This window comes from Mycobacterium sp. ACS4054 (assembly GCF_001667275.1).
In the GTDB taxonomy this organism is placed as follows: domain Bacteria; phylum Actinomycetota; class Actinomycetes; order Mycobacteriales; family Mycobacteriaceae; genus Mycobacterium.
Window position 1 is genome coordinate 85685 of record NZ_LZHV01000050.1, and the last position, 17704, is coordinate 103388.

General features: G+C 68.3%; 12 protein-coding genes and 1 pseudogene. 6 read left to right on the forward strand and 7 right to left on the reverse strand.

Annotated elements, in window-relative coordinates; genetic code table 11:
* Window positions 1-52 precede the first annotated feature (52 nt).
* Both A5730_RS13285 and A5730_RS13290 read right to left on the reverse strand, forming a co-directional pair.
* Window positions 53-1441: an MmgE/PrpD family protein gene (locus A5730_RS13285; RefSeq protein WP_082946834.1), complete on the reverse strand. Its 1389-nt coding sequence runs from the start codon at window positions 1439-1441 to the stop codon at window positions 53-55.
* Between the two features lie 53 nt (window positions 1442-1494).
* Window positions 1495-2412, reverse strand: a complete 918-nt coding sequence (locus A5730_RS13290; protein WP_231994681.1) for a helix-turn-helix domain-containing protein — start codon at window positions 2410-2412, stop codon at window positions 1495-1497.
* 70 nt (window positions 2413-2482) lie between these two features.
* On the opposite strand from A5730_RS13290, the gene A5730_RS13295 reads away from it, so the two are divergent.
* The 5 genes from A5730_RS13295 (at window position 2483) to A5730_RS13315 (ending at window position 9418) form a co-directional block, all read left to right on the forward strand.
* Window positions 2483-2896, forward strand: coding sequence for a nuclear transport factor 2 family protein (locus A5730_RS13295; RefSeq protein ID WP_067900808.1), 414 nt, complete (start codon window positions 2483-2485; stop codon window positions 2894-2896).
* Window positions 2897-3715 carry an SDR family NAD(P)-dependent oxidoreductase gene (locus tag A5730_RS13300; protein ID WP_067900811.1) on the forward strand — a complete coding sequence of 273 codons (819 nt, stop codon included), beginning with the start codon at window positions 2897-2899 and terminating at the stop codon, window positions 3713-3715.
* Between the two features lie 261 nt (window positions 3716-3976).
* Window positions 3977-5269 (forward strand): sodium:proton exchanger, encoded by a 1293-nt coding sequence (locus tag A5730_RS13305; protein ID WP_067900813.1) that lies wholly within the window; start codon window positions 3977-3979, stop codon window positions 5267-5269.
* A gap of 109 nt (window positions 5270-5378) precedes the next feature.
* Window positions 5379-8540: an adenylate/guanylate cyclase domain-containing protein gene (locus tag A5730_RS13310; protein WP_067900816.1), complete on the forward strand. Its 3162-nt coding sequence runs from the start codon at window positions 5379-5381 to the stop codon at window positions 8538-8540.
* A 41-nt stretch (window positions 8541-8581) separates the two neighbouring features.
* A complete protein-coding gene (locus A5730_RS13315) occupies window positions 8582-9418 on the forward strand; it encodes an SDR family oxidoreductase (RefSeq protein WP_082946823.1) in 837 nt (278 codons plus the stop codon).
* A gap of 10 nt (window positions 9419-9428) precedes the next feature.
* Here the strand turns inward: A5730_RS13315 and A5730_RS13320 are convergent, their stop codons facing one another.
* Window positions 9429-11195, reverse strand: a complete 1767-nt coding sequence (locus A5730_RS13320; protein ID WP_067900818.1) for a SulP family inorganic anion transporter — start codon at window positions 11193-11195, stop codon at window positions 9429-9431.
* A pseudogene (locus A5730_RS13325) lies at window positions 11165-12237 on the reverse strand (sulfate ABC transporter substrate-binding protein); the annotation flags it as partial. The gene A5730_RS13320 and the pseudogene A5730_RS13325, both read right to left, overlap by 31 nt.
* Before the next feature lie 235 nt (window positions 12238-12472).
* Here A5730_RS13325 and A5730_RS24315 point away from each other — a divergent pair.
* Window positions 12473-13630 carry a Zn-dependent alcohol dehydrogenase gene (locus A5730_RS24315; protein ID WP_082946824.1) on the forward strand — a complete coding sequence of 386 codons (1158 nt, stop codon included), beginning with the start codon at window positions 12473-12475 and terminating at the stop codon, window positions 13628-13630.
* Here A5730_RS24315 and A5730_RS13330 read toward each other — a convergent pair.
* Genes A5730_RS13330 through A5730_RS13340 form a run of 3 tightly spaced genes read right to left on the reverse strand, consistent with a single transcriptional unit; the run spans window position 13514 to window position 17605 of the window.
* Window positions 13514-15130, reverse strand: a complete 1617-nt coding sequence (locus A5730_RS13330; protein WP_067900824.1) for an NAD(P)/FAD-dependent oxidoreductase — start codon at window positions 15128-15130, stop codon at window positions 13514-13516. The two genes, A5730_RS24315 and A5730_RS13330, sit on opposite strands and share 117 nt — an antisense overlap.
* Complete coding sequence (locus tag A5730_RS13335; RefSeq protein ID WP_067900827.1) at window positions 15127-16920, reverse strand: NAD(P)/FAD-dependent oxidoreductase; 1794 nt, start codon at window positions 16918-16920, stop codon at window positions 15127-15129. The genes A5730_RS13330 and A5730_RS13335 overlap by 4 nt, the downstream gene beginning before the upstream one ends.
* 49 nt (window positions 16921-16969) lie before the next feature.
* Window positions 16970-17605 carry a TetR/AcrR family transcriptional regulator gene (locus A5730_RS13340; protein ID WP_067900830.1) on the reverse strand — a complete coding sequence of 212 codons (636 nt, stop codon included), beginning with the start codon at window positions 17603-17605 and terminating at the stop codon, window positions 16970-16972.
* Between the last annotated feature and the right edge of the window lie 99 nt (window positions 17606-17704).

The window sequence follows — 17704 nt, forward strand, 5'->3', positions numbered from 1 at the left end:
CGATCATCGACCGCCGCAACCGGGCCACGCAAGGGGGCGCGCACGGCCGGCGTCAGAACCGGGGCTTGGCGCGCGGGCGTTGGGCGCTGGGGCTCGCCGCACCCAGCAGTCCGGTGAGGTCGGCGACGGGGATCTCGTCGATGTGGTGGACCGCGGCGATGATGTCGGCCCGCAGCCCCTCCCCGCAGAAGGGTTCGGCCAGCCAGCCGAACTTGTCGGCGACGCGGTCCCACGTCATGGGCCGGGTCGGGGACCCCTCGAAATCGGCTTGCTCACGGTCGAATTCGCGTCCGTCCCGCGTCCGCAGATGCACCCGGGCGGCCGTGCGGTTCGGGTAGTCGGCCGTCAGGTCGGCGGCGGGTCTGACGTCGACTCGCGTCACCAGCTCCTGCACGTCGGGCCGCAGAACCCGCTCGGTTTCCAGCTGTTCGGGACCGACCCCGCCGTCGAGCAGGGCGACCGCGCCGAGGTACTTGAGGTTGTAGTCGGCCTGCTCCTTGGTGCGCGGATCGTCCTTGGCGCCGTAGGCTCCGCCGCCGGCGAAGTCGTAGGCGCCCTGGAAAACCTCGAGGGTCACCCGGTCGACGTCGCCCCCGGACAGGCCGTTCTCGTCGCGCAGGGCCAAGATCGTGTCGATGACGACCTGGCCGTGGATGAGCGCGCAGTACTGCTTCAGGTAGGTCTGTTCGACGCAGTCGAGCACCGGGTCGTCGGTGGCGAGATCGATGGGTTGATCGAAGAGCTGCACCAGGCCGTGCGGGCCTTCGAACAACGACTTCGGCCCGGTGACGCCGCGGGCGGCCAACATGGTCGCGTAGACGGCGCGCATGCCGGTGATGGCCGGCGAGATGCCCTTCCAGTTCGAGACCGGCTCGGCGTGCACCGTCGCCAGCGACACGTTGTCGGCCGCGGCCGCCGCGATGGCATTGGCGGTCTGCTCGGCGTTCAGTCCCAGCAACTTCGCCGAACCCGCCGCGACCGACATCGCCAGCTGCAACGCGTGATTGAGGCCGCGCGCCATGACGGGCACCCGGGCGCTGAACCGGCACTGCACCTCGTAGGCGACCGCCAAGGCCAGCAGGAAATCGGCTCCGCTGGCACCGACGTGCTCGGCGACGGCCAACACGGCGCCGAAGTTGTCGGCGGGGTGGCACAGCCCGCCGACGGTCAGATAGGTGTCGAGCAGATCGGGATAGCGCACCAGCACCGCGTTGAAGAAGGCGGCCTGGTCCACCGATGCCCGGCCCCCGCCCACCAGGGTGGCGGTGGGTGCGCCGCTGAACTGGTCGGTGTGTTCGCGGATCGTCCCGATCAGCTCCCCGTTCAGGGAGCCGACCGCGCAGGCGATGCTGTCGAGCACATTGCGCTTCATCAGCGCGCGCGGCCGTCCGGTCAGATCCGCATCCTGAGCCGCGACGACGAACCCGGCCAGCCGATCCACAAGATAGTCGTGCGCCATGACTTTTCGCCTCCCCGGCAGCCGTGACGCCGAGCCTAGACGGCGCGATCGACCGCACCCGGTCGCGGGGCGACCCCGCTGATGGCCGTCGTTTCGTCGGTCAGGTGTTTCCCGATCACCCGAATCTGCCGCGCGGACAACGGACACAGCGGATGCACGGCCACCATCAGGGCAACGTGTCGTTCATCGAAGACCGGTGCCGCGATGGTCACCACGGGTTGCTTGCGGCGGCCCGGGTTGTCGTCGGACAGGAAGCCGATGGTGGTGAATTCGACGAGCAACTGATCCATGATGTGGCGCACCGGCGTCGGCATCTCGTCGCTGTCCAGCGTGCCGACCAGCTGCGCGGCCTGGGCCAGCGCGGGCGTGGTCCAGTCGACGTCGAAGCCCCGCTCCCGCGTGTGTTGCAACACCTGCTCGAGTCGCCGCGCGCGGTCGGGGTTGGTGCCCGCACCGCGGCGGATCCACGCGCGTTGTTCCTCCTCGTCGTCCCAGGCGGCGAGCGCGACGCCGAACGGCGGGGCGTACGGGATGCGGTCTCCCGGGATCCCGGAGGGCTGGGTCGCGGGCTCGCCCTCAACCGCGGTGAGCACCAGCGAATCCCCGAATCGCTCGACCACCGAACAGGCGTAGCCGACCTCGCGGGACAGGCGCAGCGCCGCGGCGCGGGCCGCGTGCGCCAACGGCCGGGCGGTGTCGGTTCGCGCCGCAACGACGGCCAGCGCGGGGCCGAGGGTGAACGTCTTGGCTACCGGATCGCGGCTGGCCCACCCCCGGTCGCACAGCGTCTTCAGGATCGCGTGCGCCGTCGCCTGCGTGAGATCGAGCTCCCGCACGATGTCGGAGAACCGCAACCGCGCGTTTCCGGACCGGGCCAGCAACTCGACAACGTCGAGTACCCGGGCGGTGGGGGCGGACGTCGATCCGCGAATGGCTTGACTCCTTCGCCGCACGATTTAGAGTTAGGCGAACATTCGAGATTCTATATCGATTATTCGAGAAAGTAGCACATTGCGCGCTGGCATGACCGAACGCGATGACCGCCAGGACATCTGCGAGCTGCTGGTCCGCTACGCGACCGGGATAGACCGCCGCGACTGGGCGTTGTTTCGCACCGTGTTCACCGCGGACTGCGAGCTGGACTACGGCGAGATCGGCGCGTGGAGCGGCGTCGACGCCGTCACGGACTTCATGGAGAAGACGCATGCCCTGGCGGGCCACACGCTGCACCGCTTGACCAACCAGGCCATCACGGTAGCCGGCGACACGGCGACGGCGCGCACCTACGTCGATGCCCTGATCATGTTCGCCGACAACCAATCCGGCGCCAACGGGATCGGCTATTACGACGACGACATCGTCCGCACCACCGACGGTTGGCGCATCGCGCGGCGGCGCTTCACCGTCGTGCGCGTGAGTACCGTTGGGAGCCCCTAGGTGGAGTTCGCGTCCAAGTACGGGCCGTGGGCGCTGGTGGCCGGCGCCTCGGACGGGGTGGGCGCGGCCTTCGCCCGCGGGCTCGCCGAGCGTGGCGTCAACGTGGTGCTCCTCGCCCGTCGGCAAGCCGTACTGGACGAAGTCGCGGCCGCGATCGAGAAAGGCACCTCGGCGGCCACCCGCACCCTCGCCATCGATCTGGCCGCACCCGGCGCGGCGGCGGAGATCGCGGCGGCGACCGCCGACTTGGAGATCGGCTTCCTGGTGTACTGCGCGGGCGCCGACCCGAACTTCGAACCGTTCCTGGCCAATCCGATCGAAGTTGCCGAGGCGATGGTGCAGCGCAACTGCATGGTGCCGATGCAGCTGTGCCACCACTTCGCCGCCCGAATGGTGGAACGCGGCCGGGGCGGGATCGTGTTGTTCGGCTCCGGAGCCGGCCTGGCCGGCGGGGCCAACATGGTCGCCTACGGCGCGACGAAGGCGTTCGACATGGTCTTCGCCGAGGCGCTGTGGTCCGAGTTGCACGACAAGGGCGTCGACGTCCTCGGCCTGATCCTGGGCAAGACCGATACGCCCGCCCTGCGGCAACTCGAGCACAGCCGCGGCCAGATCGCTTCGCTCGACGAGATGCCGCCGGGCTCGGCCGCCGTGCCGGACGTGATCGCGGAGGCGTTCGAGAACCTGGGCGACGGGCCGACCCTGATGGTCGGCGACATGATGCGCGCCGCCGAACAAATGCTGACGTCGCTCACCCGCAACCAAGCGGTCGAACTGTTCGCACAGGCCGCGGCGGCGGCGATGGGCCCGGACAAGTAGGGCGCAGCTGCCCCGCTCGCGGCGCGTCGTACTGGGTAGCGGCGGTTTTCGATCCGGAAGGTTTGCCAAACTTCGAAATCAGGACAGCCTAACTTTCCGACGCTGCGCTTCTGGCCAGCAAAGATACGTCCGGTTGCGTCCCCGCTCGCCTGATCGACGACGTTGCTGGCCACGCGCTCGGCGGGTAGTTTGAGAAGGCGTTAGGCACGGCTAATCCAGCCGGAGTAGCCGCTCCGATTCGCCACCCCTCCCGATCGAAGGATGACGATGCTCGCCAGCGACAGGGCCGCGGTCGCCACCGCGACGGCAGCACGGTCGCGGCATCGCACCCTGACCCGGTCGGGCCTGATCACCGGGGCGTTCGTCGCCCCCGCGGTGATCATCCGCATCGTCGGACTGCACCCGGACCCGGTCGTCGCCCTGCTGATCTACGGGGCCGCCGTCGTATCGGCGAGCTTCCTGCTGGCCTGGGCGGCGGAGACCGCGCAGATCGACGTCTCCGGTGGGCTGGCGACCGCGATCCTGGCGTTGATCGCGGTGCTGCCCGAATACGCCGTCGACCTGTACTACGCGTACGTCTCCGGCCACAACGCCGAGTACACGCAGTACGCCGCGGCCAACATGACCGGCTCGAACCGGTTGCTGATGGGGCTGGGTTGGCCGGTGGTGGTGTTGGTCAGCATCGTGGTGGCCCGCAAGGCCGGCGCCAAGGACACCAAAGGTTTGGCGCTGCAACCGACCAATCGCGTCGAACTCGGCTTCCTGCTGATCGCCGGGGTCATCGCCTTCGCGATTCCGGCGAGCGGCCAGATCCATTTCGGCCTCGGGCTGGCGCTGCTGGCCTGGTTCGGGTTCTACCTGTACAAGGTCGGCCACGGCGACGTGGAGGAGCCCGATCTGATCGGGACGGCCGCCGCCCTCGGCGAGCTGCCCGACCGCGGGCGTCGCATCGTCGTCGTCGGCCTCTTCCTGGCGTCCGGCGCGGTGATTCTGCTGTGCGCCAAGCCGTTCGCCGACAACTTGGTCGCCGCGGGCACCGAGCTGGGCGTCGACCGGTTCCTGCTGGTCCAGTGGCTCGCACCGCTCGCGTCCGAGGCCCCGGAGTTCATCGTCGCCACCATTTTCGCCGCCAGGGGCAAGGGCACCGCGGCCATCGCCACCCTGATCTCGTCCAAGGTCAACCAGTGGACGCTGCTGATCGGGTCGCTACCGATCGCCCACCTGCTGGGCGGCGGCGGGTACTCGCTGCAGCTCGACACGCGTCAGGTGGAGGAAGTGCTGCTGACCGCCACCCAAACCATGATGGGCGTCGCGCTGCTGTTGGCGCTGCGCTTCCAGCGCGCCGCGGCGTGCACGCTGCTGGGCCTGTTCGTCGTGCAGTTCCCGATCGCCTCGACGCACGGCCGGCTGTTGCTCTGTGCGGTCTACACCGTCGTGGCGGTCGCCGCGCTGATCCGCTACCGCCATCACGTGCCCGCCACCGTCAAGGCGCCGTTCGTCGGGACGGCTGTCCGGCACAGCGGTCACCCGCACCATCCGGTGCCGGACTCCTAGTCGCGGCGTAGCGCGGCCCTTCCAGCAAAGCGCCGATACCCGCGTTTCGCACCGCCAAGCCACCTATTGTTAACAGCCGGGGTGGTACGACCTGGATGGGTGGTGCTCCATGACGACGTCGAGCCTGGCGTGCCCGTCATGCGGCGAGGAACTGCGTGCCACCGCCAAGTTCTGCGACGCGTGCGGATCGCAAATCGCGGCCACTTCGGCGGCTGCCGAGTACAAGCAGGTGACCGTGCTGTTCGCGGACGTCGTGCATTCGATGGATATCGCCGCCGCGGTCGGCGCGGAACGGCTCCGCGAGATCATGGGCGAACTCGTCGAGCGCGCAGCGACGGTGGTGCAGAGATTCGGCGGCAGGGTGGACAAGTTCACCGGCGACGGGATCATGGCTGTGTTCGGTGCCCCGATCGCCTTGGAGGACCACGCTTTTCGCGCCTGTCTGGCGGCCCTGGGGATCCAGGCTGAGGCCGGGTTGGTGGCCGGTGAAGTCGCGCGCCGAGACCAGGTCGAGCTGCGACTGCGAGTGGGGCTGAATTCGGGTCAGGTGATCGCCGGCGAGATCGGATCCGGCGCCCTGGGGTACACGGCCATCGGCGAGCAGGTGGGAATGGCCCAGCGGATGGAGTCGGTCGCGCCCCCGGGCGGGGTGATGCTCAGCGAATCGACCGCCCGGCTGGTCGACGACGCCGCAACCCTTGCGGATCCAGAAATGGTGTACGTCAAGGGCGGCAGGGATCCGGTCCCCGCTCGCCGCCTGATAGCTGCCACGAGCCATCACAGCCGGCGGAAAGATCCGCAATTGGTTGGGCGCACATGGGAACTCAACAGCATCGCCGGCATCCTCGACGAGGCGATAGGCGGCGCCGGATGCCTCATCGGTGTCGTTGGACCGCCGGGCATCGGCAAGAGCCGTATTGTTCGGGAATCGGCGGCATTGGCGAAAAGTCGCGGCATGGACGTCATCACCGTTTACTGCGAGTCCCATACCAGCGATATTCCGTTCCACGCGGTCACGGGGTTGTTGCGCGCCGCCCTCGGGGTCGAGGGGCTGGACGATGTGGCCGCGCGGGGACAGCTGGTGGCCCGATTTCCGAACGCCGATGGGGAGGATCTGTGGCTGGTCGACGACCTGCTCGGCATTGCGGATCCCGCCGTCGAGGCGCCGACCATCGAGGGTGATGCCCGACGACGGCGCCTCACCGCGCTCGTGACTGCCGCCTGGGTGAATCGCCGTGGCTCGGCCCTGTATGTGATCGAGGATGCCCACTGGATCGACGAGGTCAGCGAGTCGATGCTCGCCGACTTTCTGACGGTGATCCGGCAAACGCGCTCGATGATGCTGATCACCTATCGGCCCGAGTACCAGGGTGCGCTGACCGCGATTCCGGGCACCCAGACCATCGCATTGCGTCCGCTGAACAACAGCCAGACCGTGGCATTGATCGGCGAATTGCTCGGCACCGACGCCTCGGTTCATGGGCTCGCGGAAGTCATCTCCGAGCGGGCCGGCGGCAACCCCTTTTTCGCCGAGGAGATCGTGCGTGACCTCGCCGAGCGGGGCTCAATTCGCGGCAAGCGCGGTTCCTACCGGCTGCATGGTGGAATCGCCGACATCACCGCCCCGCCGACATTGCACGCCGTCATCGCCGCGCGCATCGACCGCCTCAGCTTCCCAGCGAAACACACCCTCTGCGCGGCCGCTGTCATCGGCACGCGGTTCAGCCCGGACCTGGTCAGCGCGGTGGGTGTCGAACCGGTCTTGGACGAACTGGTCAAGGGTGAGCTGATCGACCAGGTCGCCTTCACACCCACGGTCGAATACGCGTTTCGGCATCCACTGATCCGGTACGTGGCCTACGAATCGCAATTGAAATCGGATCGCGACGAGCTGCACCGGCGGCTTGCCGCCCTGATCGAGCAGCAAGAGCCGGCATCAAACGACGAAAACGCCGCGCTGATCGCGGAACACCTCAAAGCGGCGGGCGATCTGCACGCCGCATTCGACTGGTACATGCGGGCGGGGACGTGGCTGACTCACCGCAATCTCGCAGCAGCGCGCGCCAGTTGGCGCCAAGCGCGCGACGTCGCCGACCGACTGGCCGATGATGATGCGGACAGGTCCGCCATGCGGATCGCTCCGCGAACTCTGCTGTGCGCGAGCGCGTGGCTGGCCGGTGGCAGCCTGGCTGACACCGGCTTCGACGAACTCCACGACCTCGCGACCGCGGCCGGCGACAAGGCGTCTCTCGCGATGGCGATGGGCGGATGGTTGCCGGCGCTGATCGTTCACTCCCGATTTGACGAAGCCACGGAGCTGGCCTCCGAGCTGGAGAGCCTGCTCGACTCGATCGGCGATCCGGCATTGATCGTCGGTCTCCTGTACGCCGCGCTGCCGACCAAGTTAGAGCGCGGCGAGATGACCGAAGCCCTACGGCTCGCGCAACGGACTATCGAGCTGGCCGACGGTGACGCCACGAAGGGCAACCTGATAATCGGGTCCCCGTTGACATGCGCGATCATGCTCCGGGGGTGTGCGCGGTGCTTCACCGGGGACCCGGACTGGAAGACCGACATCGATACTGCCGTGGGCATGGCCCGCGCGTTCGAACCGGCGTTGCGCGCGATCATGCTGCTGTTCAAATACAACCTGATCCCGATCGGTGTCTGGTCACCGGACGCCGCGGCCGTCCAGGAGACGGCCGAAATGCTCGAGATCGCGGAGCGATCCGGCGACGATCTCACGCTGGCCTGCGCGCAATACGTCCACGGCGTCGTGCTCGCGACGTACGACGCATCTCGATCCGCGGACGCGTTTGGCTTGCTCGCCGCCGCGCGTGAGGCCGCTCTCCAGGAGCGCTTCACGCTGGGCGCGGCGGCGTTCGTAAACCTGTTCGTCGGCAACCAGAAGTTGGGCACGGGCGATCTCGACGGCGCAATCGAAGTGCTGCGCCCGACTCTCCAGGAGGGGTACGCCACCACCGAAATGCTCATTCTCGGTCCCACCACCGCTGCGCTGGTGCAGGCGCTACTCCGCAGGGGCGGTCCGTCGGACGTCCCTGAAGCGCGCCAGGCCATCGACCGGCTGGCTGCAGTGCCTACCGAACCGGGGTTCGTGCTGAACGATCTCTGGCTGCTGCAGATGCGGGCGCTCGAGGCCCAGGCACGCGGCGACGAACCCGCGTATCGGGATTATCGCGACCGCTATCGCGCCAAGGCGAATTCGCTTGGCTTCCAACGGCATATCGCATGGGCGAACGCTATGGAGTAACCCGCTTCCGGCCCGAATCGCGCTACGTATACGGTCCAGGTATGAATCGAGTTTCGGTGATCACCGGCGGCGCGGGTGGCATGGGTCTGGCCACGGCCAAACTCGTCGCGCGCGACCACGCCGTCGTCCTCTGCGACGTCCGGAAGGACCGGTTGAAGGCCGCTGCGGCAACCCTGGAAGAGCTCAGGGCGAACGCCACCGCGGTCAATTGCGACGTCACCGACCGGGGCGCGGTGACTGAGCTGCTCGACACCGCGAAGGGCCTCGGCACGCTCGCGTCGGTCATCCATACCGCGGGGGTGAGCCCGAGCATGGGCCCCGCCGACTACGTCATGCGGACCAACGCGATTGGCACGCTCAACGTCAACGAGGCGTTCTACGCCGCGGCCGGCGAGGGGTCCGCGATCGTCAACGTGGCGTCGATGGCGGCCCACATTCTGCCCGCGGAAATGGTTCCGGCAGACCAGTTTCCGCTGGCGCTGCAAGACGCCGACGCCTTCCTCGAGGCGATGATGACGACCTGCGGCATCGTGCCCGAGGAGGCGCAGTCCGGCATCGCCTACGCGGTCAGCAAGAGCTTCGTCAAGTGGTATAGCCAGTCCCAGGCGGAGAGATTCAACGGCCGCGGGCTGCGCATCGTCTCCGTCTCGCCGGGCTCGATCGACACCGAGATGGGCCGGCTCGAGGAGCAGGCCGGCGCCGGCGCGATGGTGAGCAACGCCGCGGTCCCGCGGTGGGGCAAGCCCGAGGAGATGGCCGAGCTGCTCGCGTTCTGTGCCAGCGAGAAGGCGGGCTACCTCACCGGCACCGACATCCTCAACGACGGCGGCGTGATCGCCTCGATGACCGAGCGGGCGCGGGTGGCCGCCGCCGGCTGAGCCCGCCGGGTCAGACCAGGTAGTACAGCTCCGGGTGCGGGGCGAGTTCGGTCGGGGTGGTGACGGGCGCCTGCACGTCGATCTTGTTGTGCGCGTAGCGCACCGCTTTGAGTGTCGCCGAGAATTCCTCGTCCTCCTCGGGGAAGACCTGCTCGGCGGGAAACCAGCCCTGAAATCCGACATTGTGCAAAACACCGAGCGTGTCCGGGCGCACGCCGGCCAACAGGATCGTCACCCCGCGGGCGGTCTCGTCGCGCAGGAAATGCTCGATGCGCTCGATGCAGACGACGTCGGGATGTCGCACCCGCTTGAGCCGCAACACCACGAACGTGATGCCGTCGTCGGCGACCCGTCGGCTGATCTCGGAAAGGTAGCGGTCCAGTTCCGGCGCGGCACCGAAGAACAACTCGCCCTCCAAGTCGTAGATCACGATAAAGGGATCCACCGGGTCCCCGGGGATGCGTTCGCGCACAACGCGTTCGGTCGTGACGACGAGCTCCCTGGCCTTCAGCTTCGCCGCGCGCGGCACAAACAGCAGGATCGAGAGGACCACACCGAGCAACACCGACTTGTCCAGATCGATCGCCACGCCGGTGAACGCGGTCACGATGACCAGCCCGGCGTCATACTTCGACGCCTTGAGCGTGTAGACCAGGCGCCTGAAGTCGACCAGCCGGGCGGCGGTCACCAGCAGCAAACCGGCCAGCGCCGCCTGCGGGACGTACCGTAGCAACGGCGCGAACAACAGCAGCGCCGCGGCCACCGTTGCGGCCGAGACGATTCCGGAGAACCGCGTGCGGGCGCCGGCCTGGAAGTTGATCGCCGACCTCGACAGCGAGCCCGAGCCCGGCAGGCTCTGAAAGAAGCCGCCCGCGAGGTTGGCCAGCCCTTCGGCCATGATCTGCCGGTTGTAGTCGATCTGCTGGTTGGTCTGATAGGCAATGGCTTTGGCGATCGACAGCGCCTCGATGATGCCGACGAAGGCGATTGCCAGCGCGCCGCTCGACAGGTGCGGCAGCCAGTCGGTGTGCACCTCGGGAACGTGCGCGGTGGGCAGGCTGCGCGGGATCTTGGCGGCCACCGCGACGGCGGTGTGCCCGTTCGAGCCCGGAACCGACCAGCCCGCCAGATAGGCGACCAGCCCGGTGACGATCAGCACGGCGAGCATGTCGATCTGCGGCCATCGGTAGCGCTGCACCAACTTCCGCAGAACCACGGCCAGCACCACCGCCGCGGCGCTCAACGTCAGGGCACGGTAATTGATGTGGTCACCGTGCGCCAGCGTCAGCCACACCCGGCGCAAGACCTGCATGTGGCCGTTGCCCTTGTCCCGCACGCCGAGCGCGTTGCCCAGCTGGCCGATGGCGAGCAGAAACGCCGCCGCCGCCATGAAGCCGATGATCACCGACTCGGAGATGTAGCGGGTCAGGTTGCCGAGCTTGAACAAGCTGATCACGATCTGGAACGCGCCGACCAGCACGGCCAACAGGAACAGTGCCTCGAAAAGTTCGGTCGCGTTCTCGGAGTCGATGAACGCCAGCGCCGTGAACACCAGCAGCGAGATCGCGCTCGTCGGACCGTTGATCAGATGCGACGACGATCCGAAGACCGAGGCGACGATCGTCACGACGATCGCCGAATACACGCCGAACCGGGGATCCACCCCGGCGATCAGCGCGTACGCCATCGCCTGAGGAAACGAGATCGCGGCCACGGTGAGCCCGGCGATCACATCATGCCGACCCTTCACCAGGTCGTAGTTGAAACCGATGGCCACCGTGTGTGCTCGTCTTCCGCTATGTTCCCGACGCCGCGCCGGGCGGCGCGGAGATCGCGTCGAGGATTCCGTTGGTGCCGAAGAACTGTTCGCGCGCGTCGGCCCAGTCCTTGGCTATGGCACCGATGGGGAACAGGGCCAGCGGAGGCAGCCGATCCGCGTGCCGGGCAAGGATTTCCGCCTTGAACGGTCGGTAGCCGTACTGGGCCGCCTGTTCTTGACCCGCGTCGGTGAACAGGTAGTCGAGGTAGGCCTTCGCGTAGCCCGCCGTCTTCGCGTCCGTGAGGTTGGCGTCCACCCACGCCACCGCGGGCTCGGCGAGGATGCTGACCGGTGGGTAGACGAGCTCGAGTTCGTCCTGGTTCGCCGCGACCTCACGCAGCGCCTCGTTCTCCCACGTCAGCTGCACGTCACCGACCTTCGCCAGCGTGAAGCTGTCGCCGGCGCTGCGGGCGCCGGCGTCCGAAACCGCGACGTGCCGCAACAGCGTCCGCACGTAGTCGGCCGCCTGGGCCTGGCTGCCGCCGCGGGTGGTCACCGAGCCCCAGGCCGCCAGCACGCTGAGCTGACCGTTACCCGAGCTGCGCGGGTTCGGGGTCACCACGGACACGTCACTGTTGATCAGGTCGGGCCAGTCGCGCACGGCCTTGGGATTGCCCTTGCGGACGACGAAGACGATGGTCGACGTGTACGGCACCGAACGGTTCGGCAGGCGTTGCCGCCAGTCGGCCGCGACGAGCCCGCGCTTGCTCAGCGTGTCGATGTCGCTGATCAGCGCCAGCGAGACCACGCTGGCCTTTTGGCTGCCGTCCAGCACGCTGCGCAGCTGCCGCCCCGACCCGCCGTGAGATTCCTTGATATTTAAGGTGATTCCGGTCTGCGCGCGATATTGCGCGACGAATGCCCGGTCGATGGCGGCATAGAGCTCGCGCGTGGGGTCGTAGGAAACGTTGAGGATCCGGGTGGCTCCCTGGGGAGAAATGTTTTTCACCGCGATCGCCCCGGCCGCGACCAAGATGGCCACGACGCCGAGGACGGTGAGCCAGTTGACCCGCCACCGCCGGAGTCTCGGACGCGCGTCCAGCATCCAGCGTCCTCCCGCGGCAATGGCCGTTCCTCTGGCACCAAACTTTTTAAGCATGTTAACGATCGGCTCGTCCGGGCGCAGCGGTGAGAATCAGCCTGAAAATAACTGCCGCCGCGCCGCGTTCACCGAATCAATCGATTGATAGTATTTGTGCCGCTGTCAACGCCCGGCAGAAAGGCGGCACGAGGCGATGCGAAGCCGCGCGGCCATCCTCCACGACTACGGCAGCCCGTGGTCGGTCGAGGAGTTCGAACTGGATCCGCCGAAGGCCGGCGAGGTCCTGGTGCGGCTGGCCGCCACCGGTCTCTGCCATTCCGACGAACACATCCGCCAGGGCCGCCTCGCCGCGCCACCGGAGACGTTGCGCGCCATGGGATTACCGGCCATGTCTCCGACGATCGGCGGCCACGAGGGATCCGGGGTGGTCGTCGACGTCGGGCCCGGCGTCGACGGGTTCGCGCCGGGCGATCACGTCGTGACGTCGTTCGTAGCGGTCTGCGGCCGCTGCCGATGGTGCGCCTCGGGGATGGAGTACCTGTGCGACACCGGGTCGGGGACGCTCGCGCCGGGCATGCCGACCGACGGCACCTTCCGCCATCACACGCGCGACGGGCGAAACCTCGGCCACGTGTCCAAGATCGGCGCCTTCGCCGAACACACTGTGGTGGCGGCGAATTCACTGGTGAAGATCGATCCGGGTTTTCCGCTGGTGCCCGCGGCGCTTCTGGCCTGCGCGGTTCCCACCGGGTACGGCTCGGCGGCGCGGCGAGCCGGGGTGCGCGGCGGCGACACGGTGGTGGTGATCGGCACCGGGGGAATCGGCACCGCGGCCGTGCAGGGCGCGCGCATCAGCGGCGCGGCCCGCATCGTCGCGGTCGACGTGAGCGACTTCAAGCGCACCTCCGCGATCCGGTTCGGGGCGACCCACACGGCCGCGACCGCCGCAGACGCGCTCGAGCTGGTGCGGGACCTGACCCGGGGCGTGCTGGCGGATGCGGTGGTCGTCTCCCCCGCCATGATCGGCGACACCGACGTCGGGGCGGCGCTGGCGCTCACCCGCAAGGGCGGCACGTGCGTGCTGACCGGACTGCCGGCGCCGGCCACGCACTCGATCGCCGTCGCACTGCAGGACTTCATCCTGATGAACAAGACGTTGTGCGGCACGGTGTTCGGCTCGTGCAACCCCAGGAGCGACGTCGCGCTGCTGGCAACGCTGTACGAGTCGGGTCAGCTACTCCTCGACGAGATGATCACCAGACGCTATCGGCTCGACGACATCAACGACGCCTACGCCGACCTGGCCGCCGGCCGCCTGATCCGCGGAGTCATCGACTTCGGCCTTGCCTAGCAGCCAGTCCCGCGGCCGCAGGCGCCAGGTCCGCCGCGCATACTCCAGCTCGGTGTACGGCCACTGGGTGACGATGCGCCCGCTGGGCGACCGGAAGTAGCTGTCGCACTTGGTCCAGATGGTGCGTTCGAGGTCCACGGAAAGACAGTCGTTGTAGCGCTTTTCGGCTTCGGGGCGCACGTCGACGTGGCCGCCCTTGCGCGCCACCCCGCTGACCGCGCTGGCGACTAGCCGCGCGCCGGCCTCGAGGATGTAGACGATCGAGTTGCCCCCCTGGTTGGTGTTGGGGCCATAGAGCATGAAGAAATTCGGGAAGCCGCTCACCGCGACGCCCAGGTACGCGCTCGGGTCGTCGCCCCACCGCTCGTGCAGCCGCCGTCCGCCCGCCCCGATCACCTCGATGCCCGACAGGTAGCGCGACGTCTCAAACCCCGTCGCCAGCACGATCACGTCGGCGTCCACCGCGCGGCCCGCCGAGGTGAGCACCGATGACTCGCCGATCCGCTCGATCGGGTCGGTGATCAGCTCGACGTTGTCCCGCTGCAGCGCGCGGTAGAACTCGTCGCCCAGCAACACCCGCTTGCACCGGAACGGGTAGTCCGGCGTCAGCGCGCGGCGCAGCCGATCGTCGGCGACGGTGCGCTCCAAGAACGACGTGGCGACCTGGGTGCGCGTGGTGACCACGGGGTCGTCGGCGAAGGTCGCCGTGTTGTCGTGCTGGAATTTCCAGATCTGCCACCTGGCGCGGCGCACGGCAAGGGGATTGCGCCGAAACGTCGCCAATTCGGTTGCGCTGTAGGGGCGATCGTCCTTGGGCACCATCCACGGCGGTGTCCGCTGGAAGACGCTCACGCGATCGGCGATCTTGGCCAGTTCTGGAACCGCCTGAACCCCGCTCGCGCCCGTGCCGATGACCGCCACCTTCTTGCCCGCCAGGTCGACGTGGTGATCCCACCGCGCGGTGTGCATCAGCGCACCGGTGAATTCGGTCAGGCCCGCGATGTCCGGAAGCCTGGGCGCGCCGAACAATCCGACGGCGCAGACGACGACGTCCGCGGTCAGGCTGGCGCTCCCGCGCGCGCGGTCCAGCCGACACTCCCAGGCCCCGCCGGTCCAGCGGAGCGAGCGCACCCGGGTGCCGAGCATCAGATGCCGGCGCAGGTCGAAGTCGTCGGCCACCGATTCGAGGTAGGCCAGGATCTCGGGTTGGCGGGCGTAGGTGCGGCTCCAGGATGCGTTGGGCGCGAACGAGAACGAGTAGAGATGGCTCTGGATGTCGCACGCGGCGCCGGGATAGGTGTTGCGCCGCCAGGTGCCGCCGACGCCGTCGTCGCTCTCGATGATCACCAGATCGTCGATGCCGGCCCGGCGTAGCGCGACGGCGGCGCCGAGGCCACCGAAGCCGGCGCCGATGATGGCCACCCTGGGCGGCCGCCGGCGCCGGGTCGCGGCCCGCAGGCGGCCGACGCCATAGCGCCAGCGGGCCCGGCGGCTGGTCACGGCCCGGCCCCGCGAATCAGATAGCCGTCCAGGTCCCCGCGTGCCCGCCAGGCGCGCAACATGTCGGCGTACTCGGTCGGCGCGCCGAAGAAGAAGCTGCCCTGCCGAGTCTTGTTGTCCGCCTTGCCTTCCCGGTTGTAGTAGCCGGGGGTGCACGTCTGGGACCGCTCGGCGCTGGCGGCCGAGCGGGTGACGACGGTGTCCACCCAGGCGGCCTCGGCGGCGGGTGCGGCCTCGACTTCGGTGACGCCATGCTCGAGTGCCCAGGCGATGATCCACGCGGCATGGGTGGCCTGCACGTCCAGCAGGTAGGGGAAGTTCACCGTCAGGCCCGCCTGGGCGATGCTCTCGATGAAGCAATTCGGGAAGTTCGTGGTGCACAGGCCCTGAAAGGTGCGCACCCCGTTGGCCCAGTGATCGGTCAACGACACCCCGTCGCGGCCGATGAGCTCGAACCCGGTGCGGCGGCAGTAGTCGGTGCCCACCTCGAAACCCGTTGCGAAGATCAGGCAGTCGAGCTCGTAGGGCACGCCGTCGACGACGACGCCGGACTCGGTGATGCGCTGCACCCCGCGACCGCGAGTGTCGACCAGCGTCACGTTGTCGCGGTTGAACGTGTGCAGATACTCGTCGTGGAAGCAGGGCCGTTTGCAGAAGTACCCGTACCAGGGTTTGAGCGCCTCCGCGGTGTCCCGGTCGGTGACGATCTCGTCGACCCGCGCCCGGATCTCCTCCATCTTGGCGAAGTCCGCGATTTCGATGTCGCGTCCGCGTTGCGCCGGGTCCACGACGCCGTCCCCGTCATGGCGCATCACCGGAAGCTTGCGCGTGATGCTCGTCCAGGCGTCGGCGACGAGGTCCTCCTCCGCCTGGCCGCCGGCGGTGAGGATCTGGAAGTTCTCGATGCGTTGGCGCTGCCAGCCCGGCCGTAATGTGCTGGCCCACTGCGGATCCGTGGCGCGGTTGGCCCGCACGTCCACCGACGACGGCGTGCGCTGGAAGACGTAGAGGCGCCGCGCCGCCCCGGCCAGGTGGGGGACGCACTGGATCGCCGTTGCGCCCGTGCCGATGATGCCGACGCGCTTGTCGGCGAGATGTTCCAGATTCGCCCCGGTGTAGGCGTAGTCCCACCGGCTGGTGTGGAAGGCGTGCCCGCGGAACGCGCCGATGCCCTCGATGCCGGGCAGCTTGGGCTTGGCCTGGTAACCGTTGGCCATCGACACGAACCTCGCCCGCATCTCGTCGCCGCGGTCGGTGCGGATGATCCAGCGCGATTGCTGCGCTTCCCAACGTATCTCGCGCACATCGGTCTGCAGGCACGCGTCGCGGTAGAGGTCGTAGCGCCGGGCGATGCGCTGGCAATGCGCAAAGATCTCGGGTCCCTTGGCGTACTTCTCGCTGGGGACGTAGCCGAGCTCCTCCAGCAGCGGCATGTACACATAGGACTCGACGTCGCAGGCGATGCCCGGGTAGCGGTTCCAGTACCACGTGCCACCCACGTCGGCCGCCCTGTCGATCAGGCGCACGCTCTCGACGCCGAGCTGGCGCAGCCGCACCCCGGTCAACAGCCCGCCGAAGCCGGCGCCGATGATCGCCACGTCGACGTCGTCGGTCAGCGGCTCGCGGACGAATTGCCCGTCGGCCCAGGGGTCGTCGGCGAAGTGGGCGAACGCGCCCGCGATCTCCACATACTGCGCGATGCCATCCGGGCGCAGTCGCCGCGCGCGTTCTTCGGCGTACTTGCGCCGCAGCGCGTCCACGTCGAACGGCACGCCAACTGTCTCAGTCACGACCCGATCCTCTCGTGGGCCCGACTATATAATCAATCGCTTGATCATATCAAGGCCGGCCGTGGCCGGCCTGGCTGAACAACGTTCCCCTGATCATCTTCTTGGCCGAGTCCAGCGCGGCGTGGTAGTCCCGGGGCGGCGACGTGGCGGCCAGCTCGACCAGCCCATAGATGAGCGCGTACACCGCCTCGACCACGCTGTCCCGATCGGCGCGGGCCGGGAGCTCCCCGTTGCGGACGGCTTCGTCGATGACGCCCTCGATGATTTCGCGGAACGCCTGGAATCCCGCGCCGGCCTCGAGGTGCGGATCCAGCGCGCCGGTGCCCTGCGCGCGGATCACCCACTCGAAGGCGGCGAGGTCGGGATACTCGCGCATCAACCGGCCCGATTCGTCGAGCACCGCCTCGACGCGGTCGACGGCGCCGCCGGATCCCGCCGCGGCCGCCCGCAGCCTTGGCAGCGCGATGTCGGTTCGCGCCGCGATCGCGGCCTTGATCAGTTCGACCTTGTTGGGAAAGTAGTTGTACAGGCTGGCGCTGGTGACGTTCGCGGTGCGGGCGATCTCACGGATGGTGGCGCGGGAGTAGCCCGCCCTGGCCACACAACGCATGGTGGCCACGATGATTCGCTGACGGGTGTCCTCGCCGCTGGCGCCGACCGGGCGTCCCCGCTGCGCCCGCGTCACCGTGCTCCGCCCACTCGCGTGTCCTGTCCGCCGGGCTCTCGAAGCCCGACAACATCGAATATAATCGACTGATCGATTAGTCCCGGGTTGCGCGGAGGC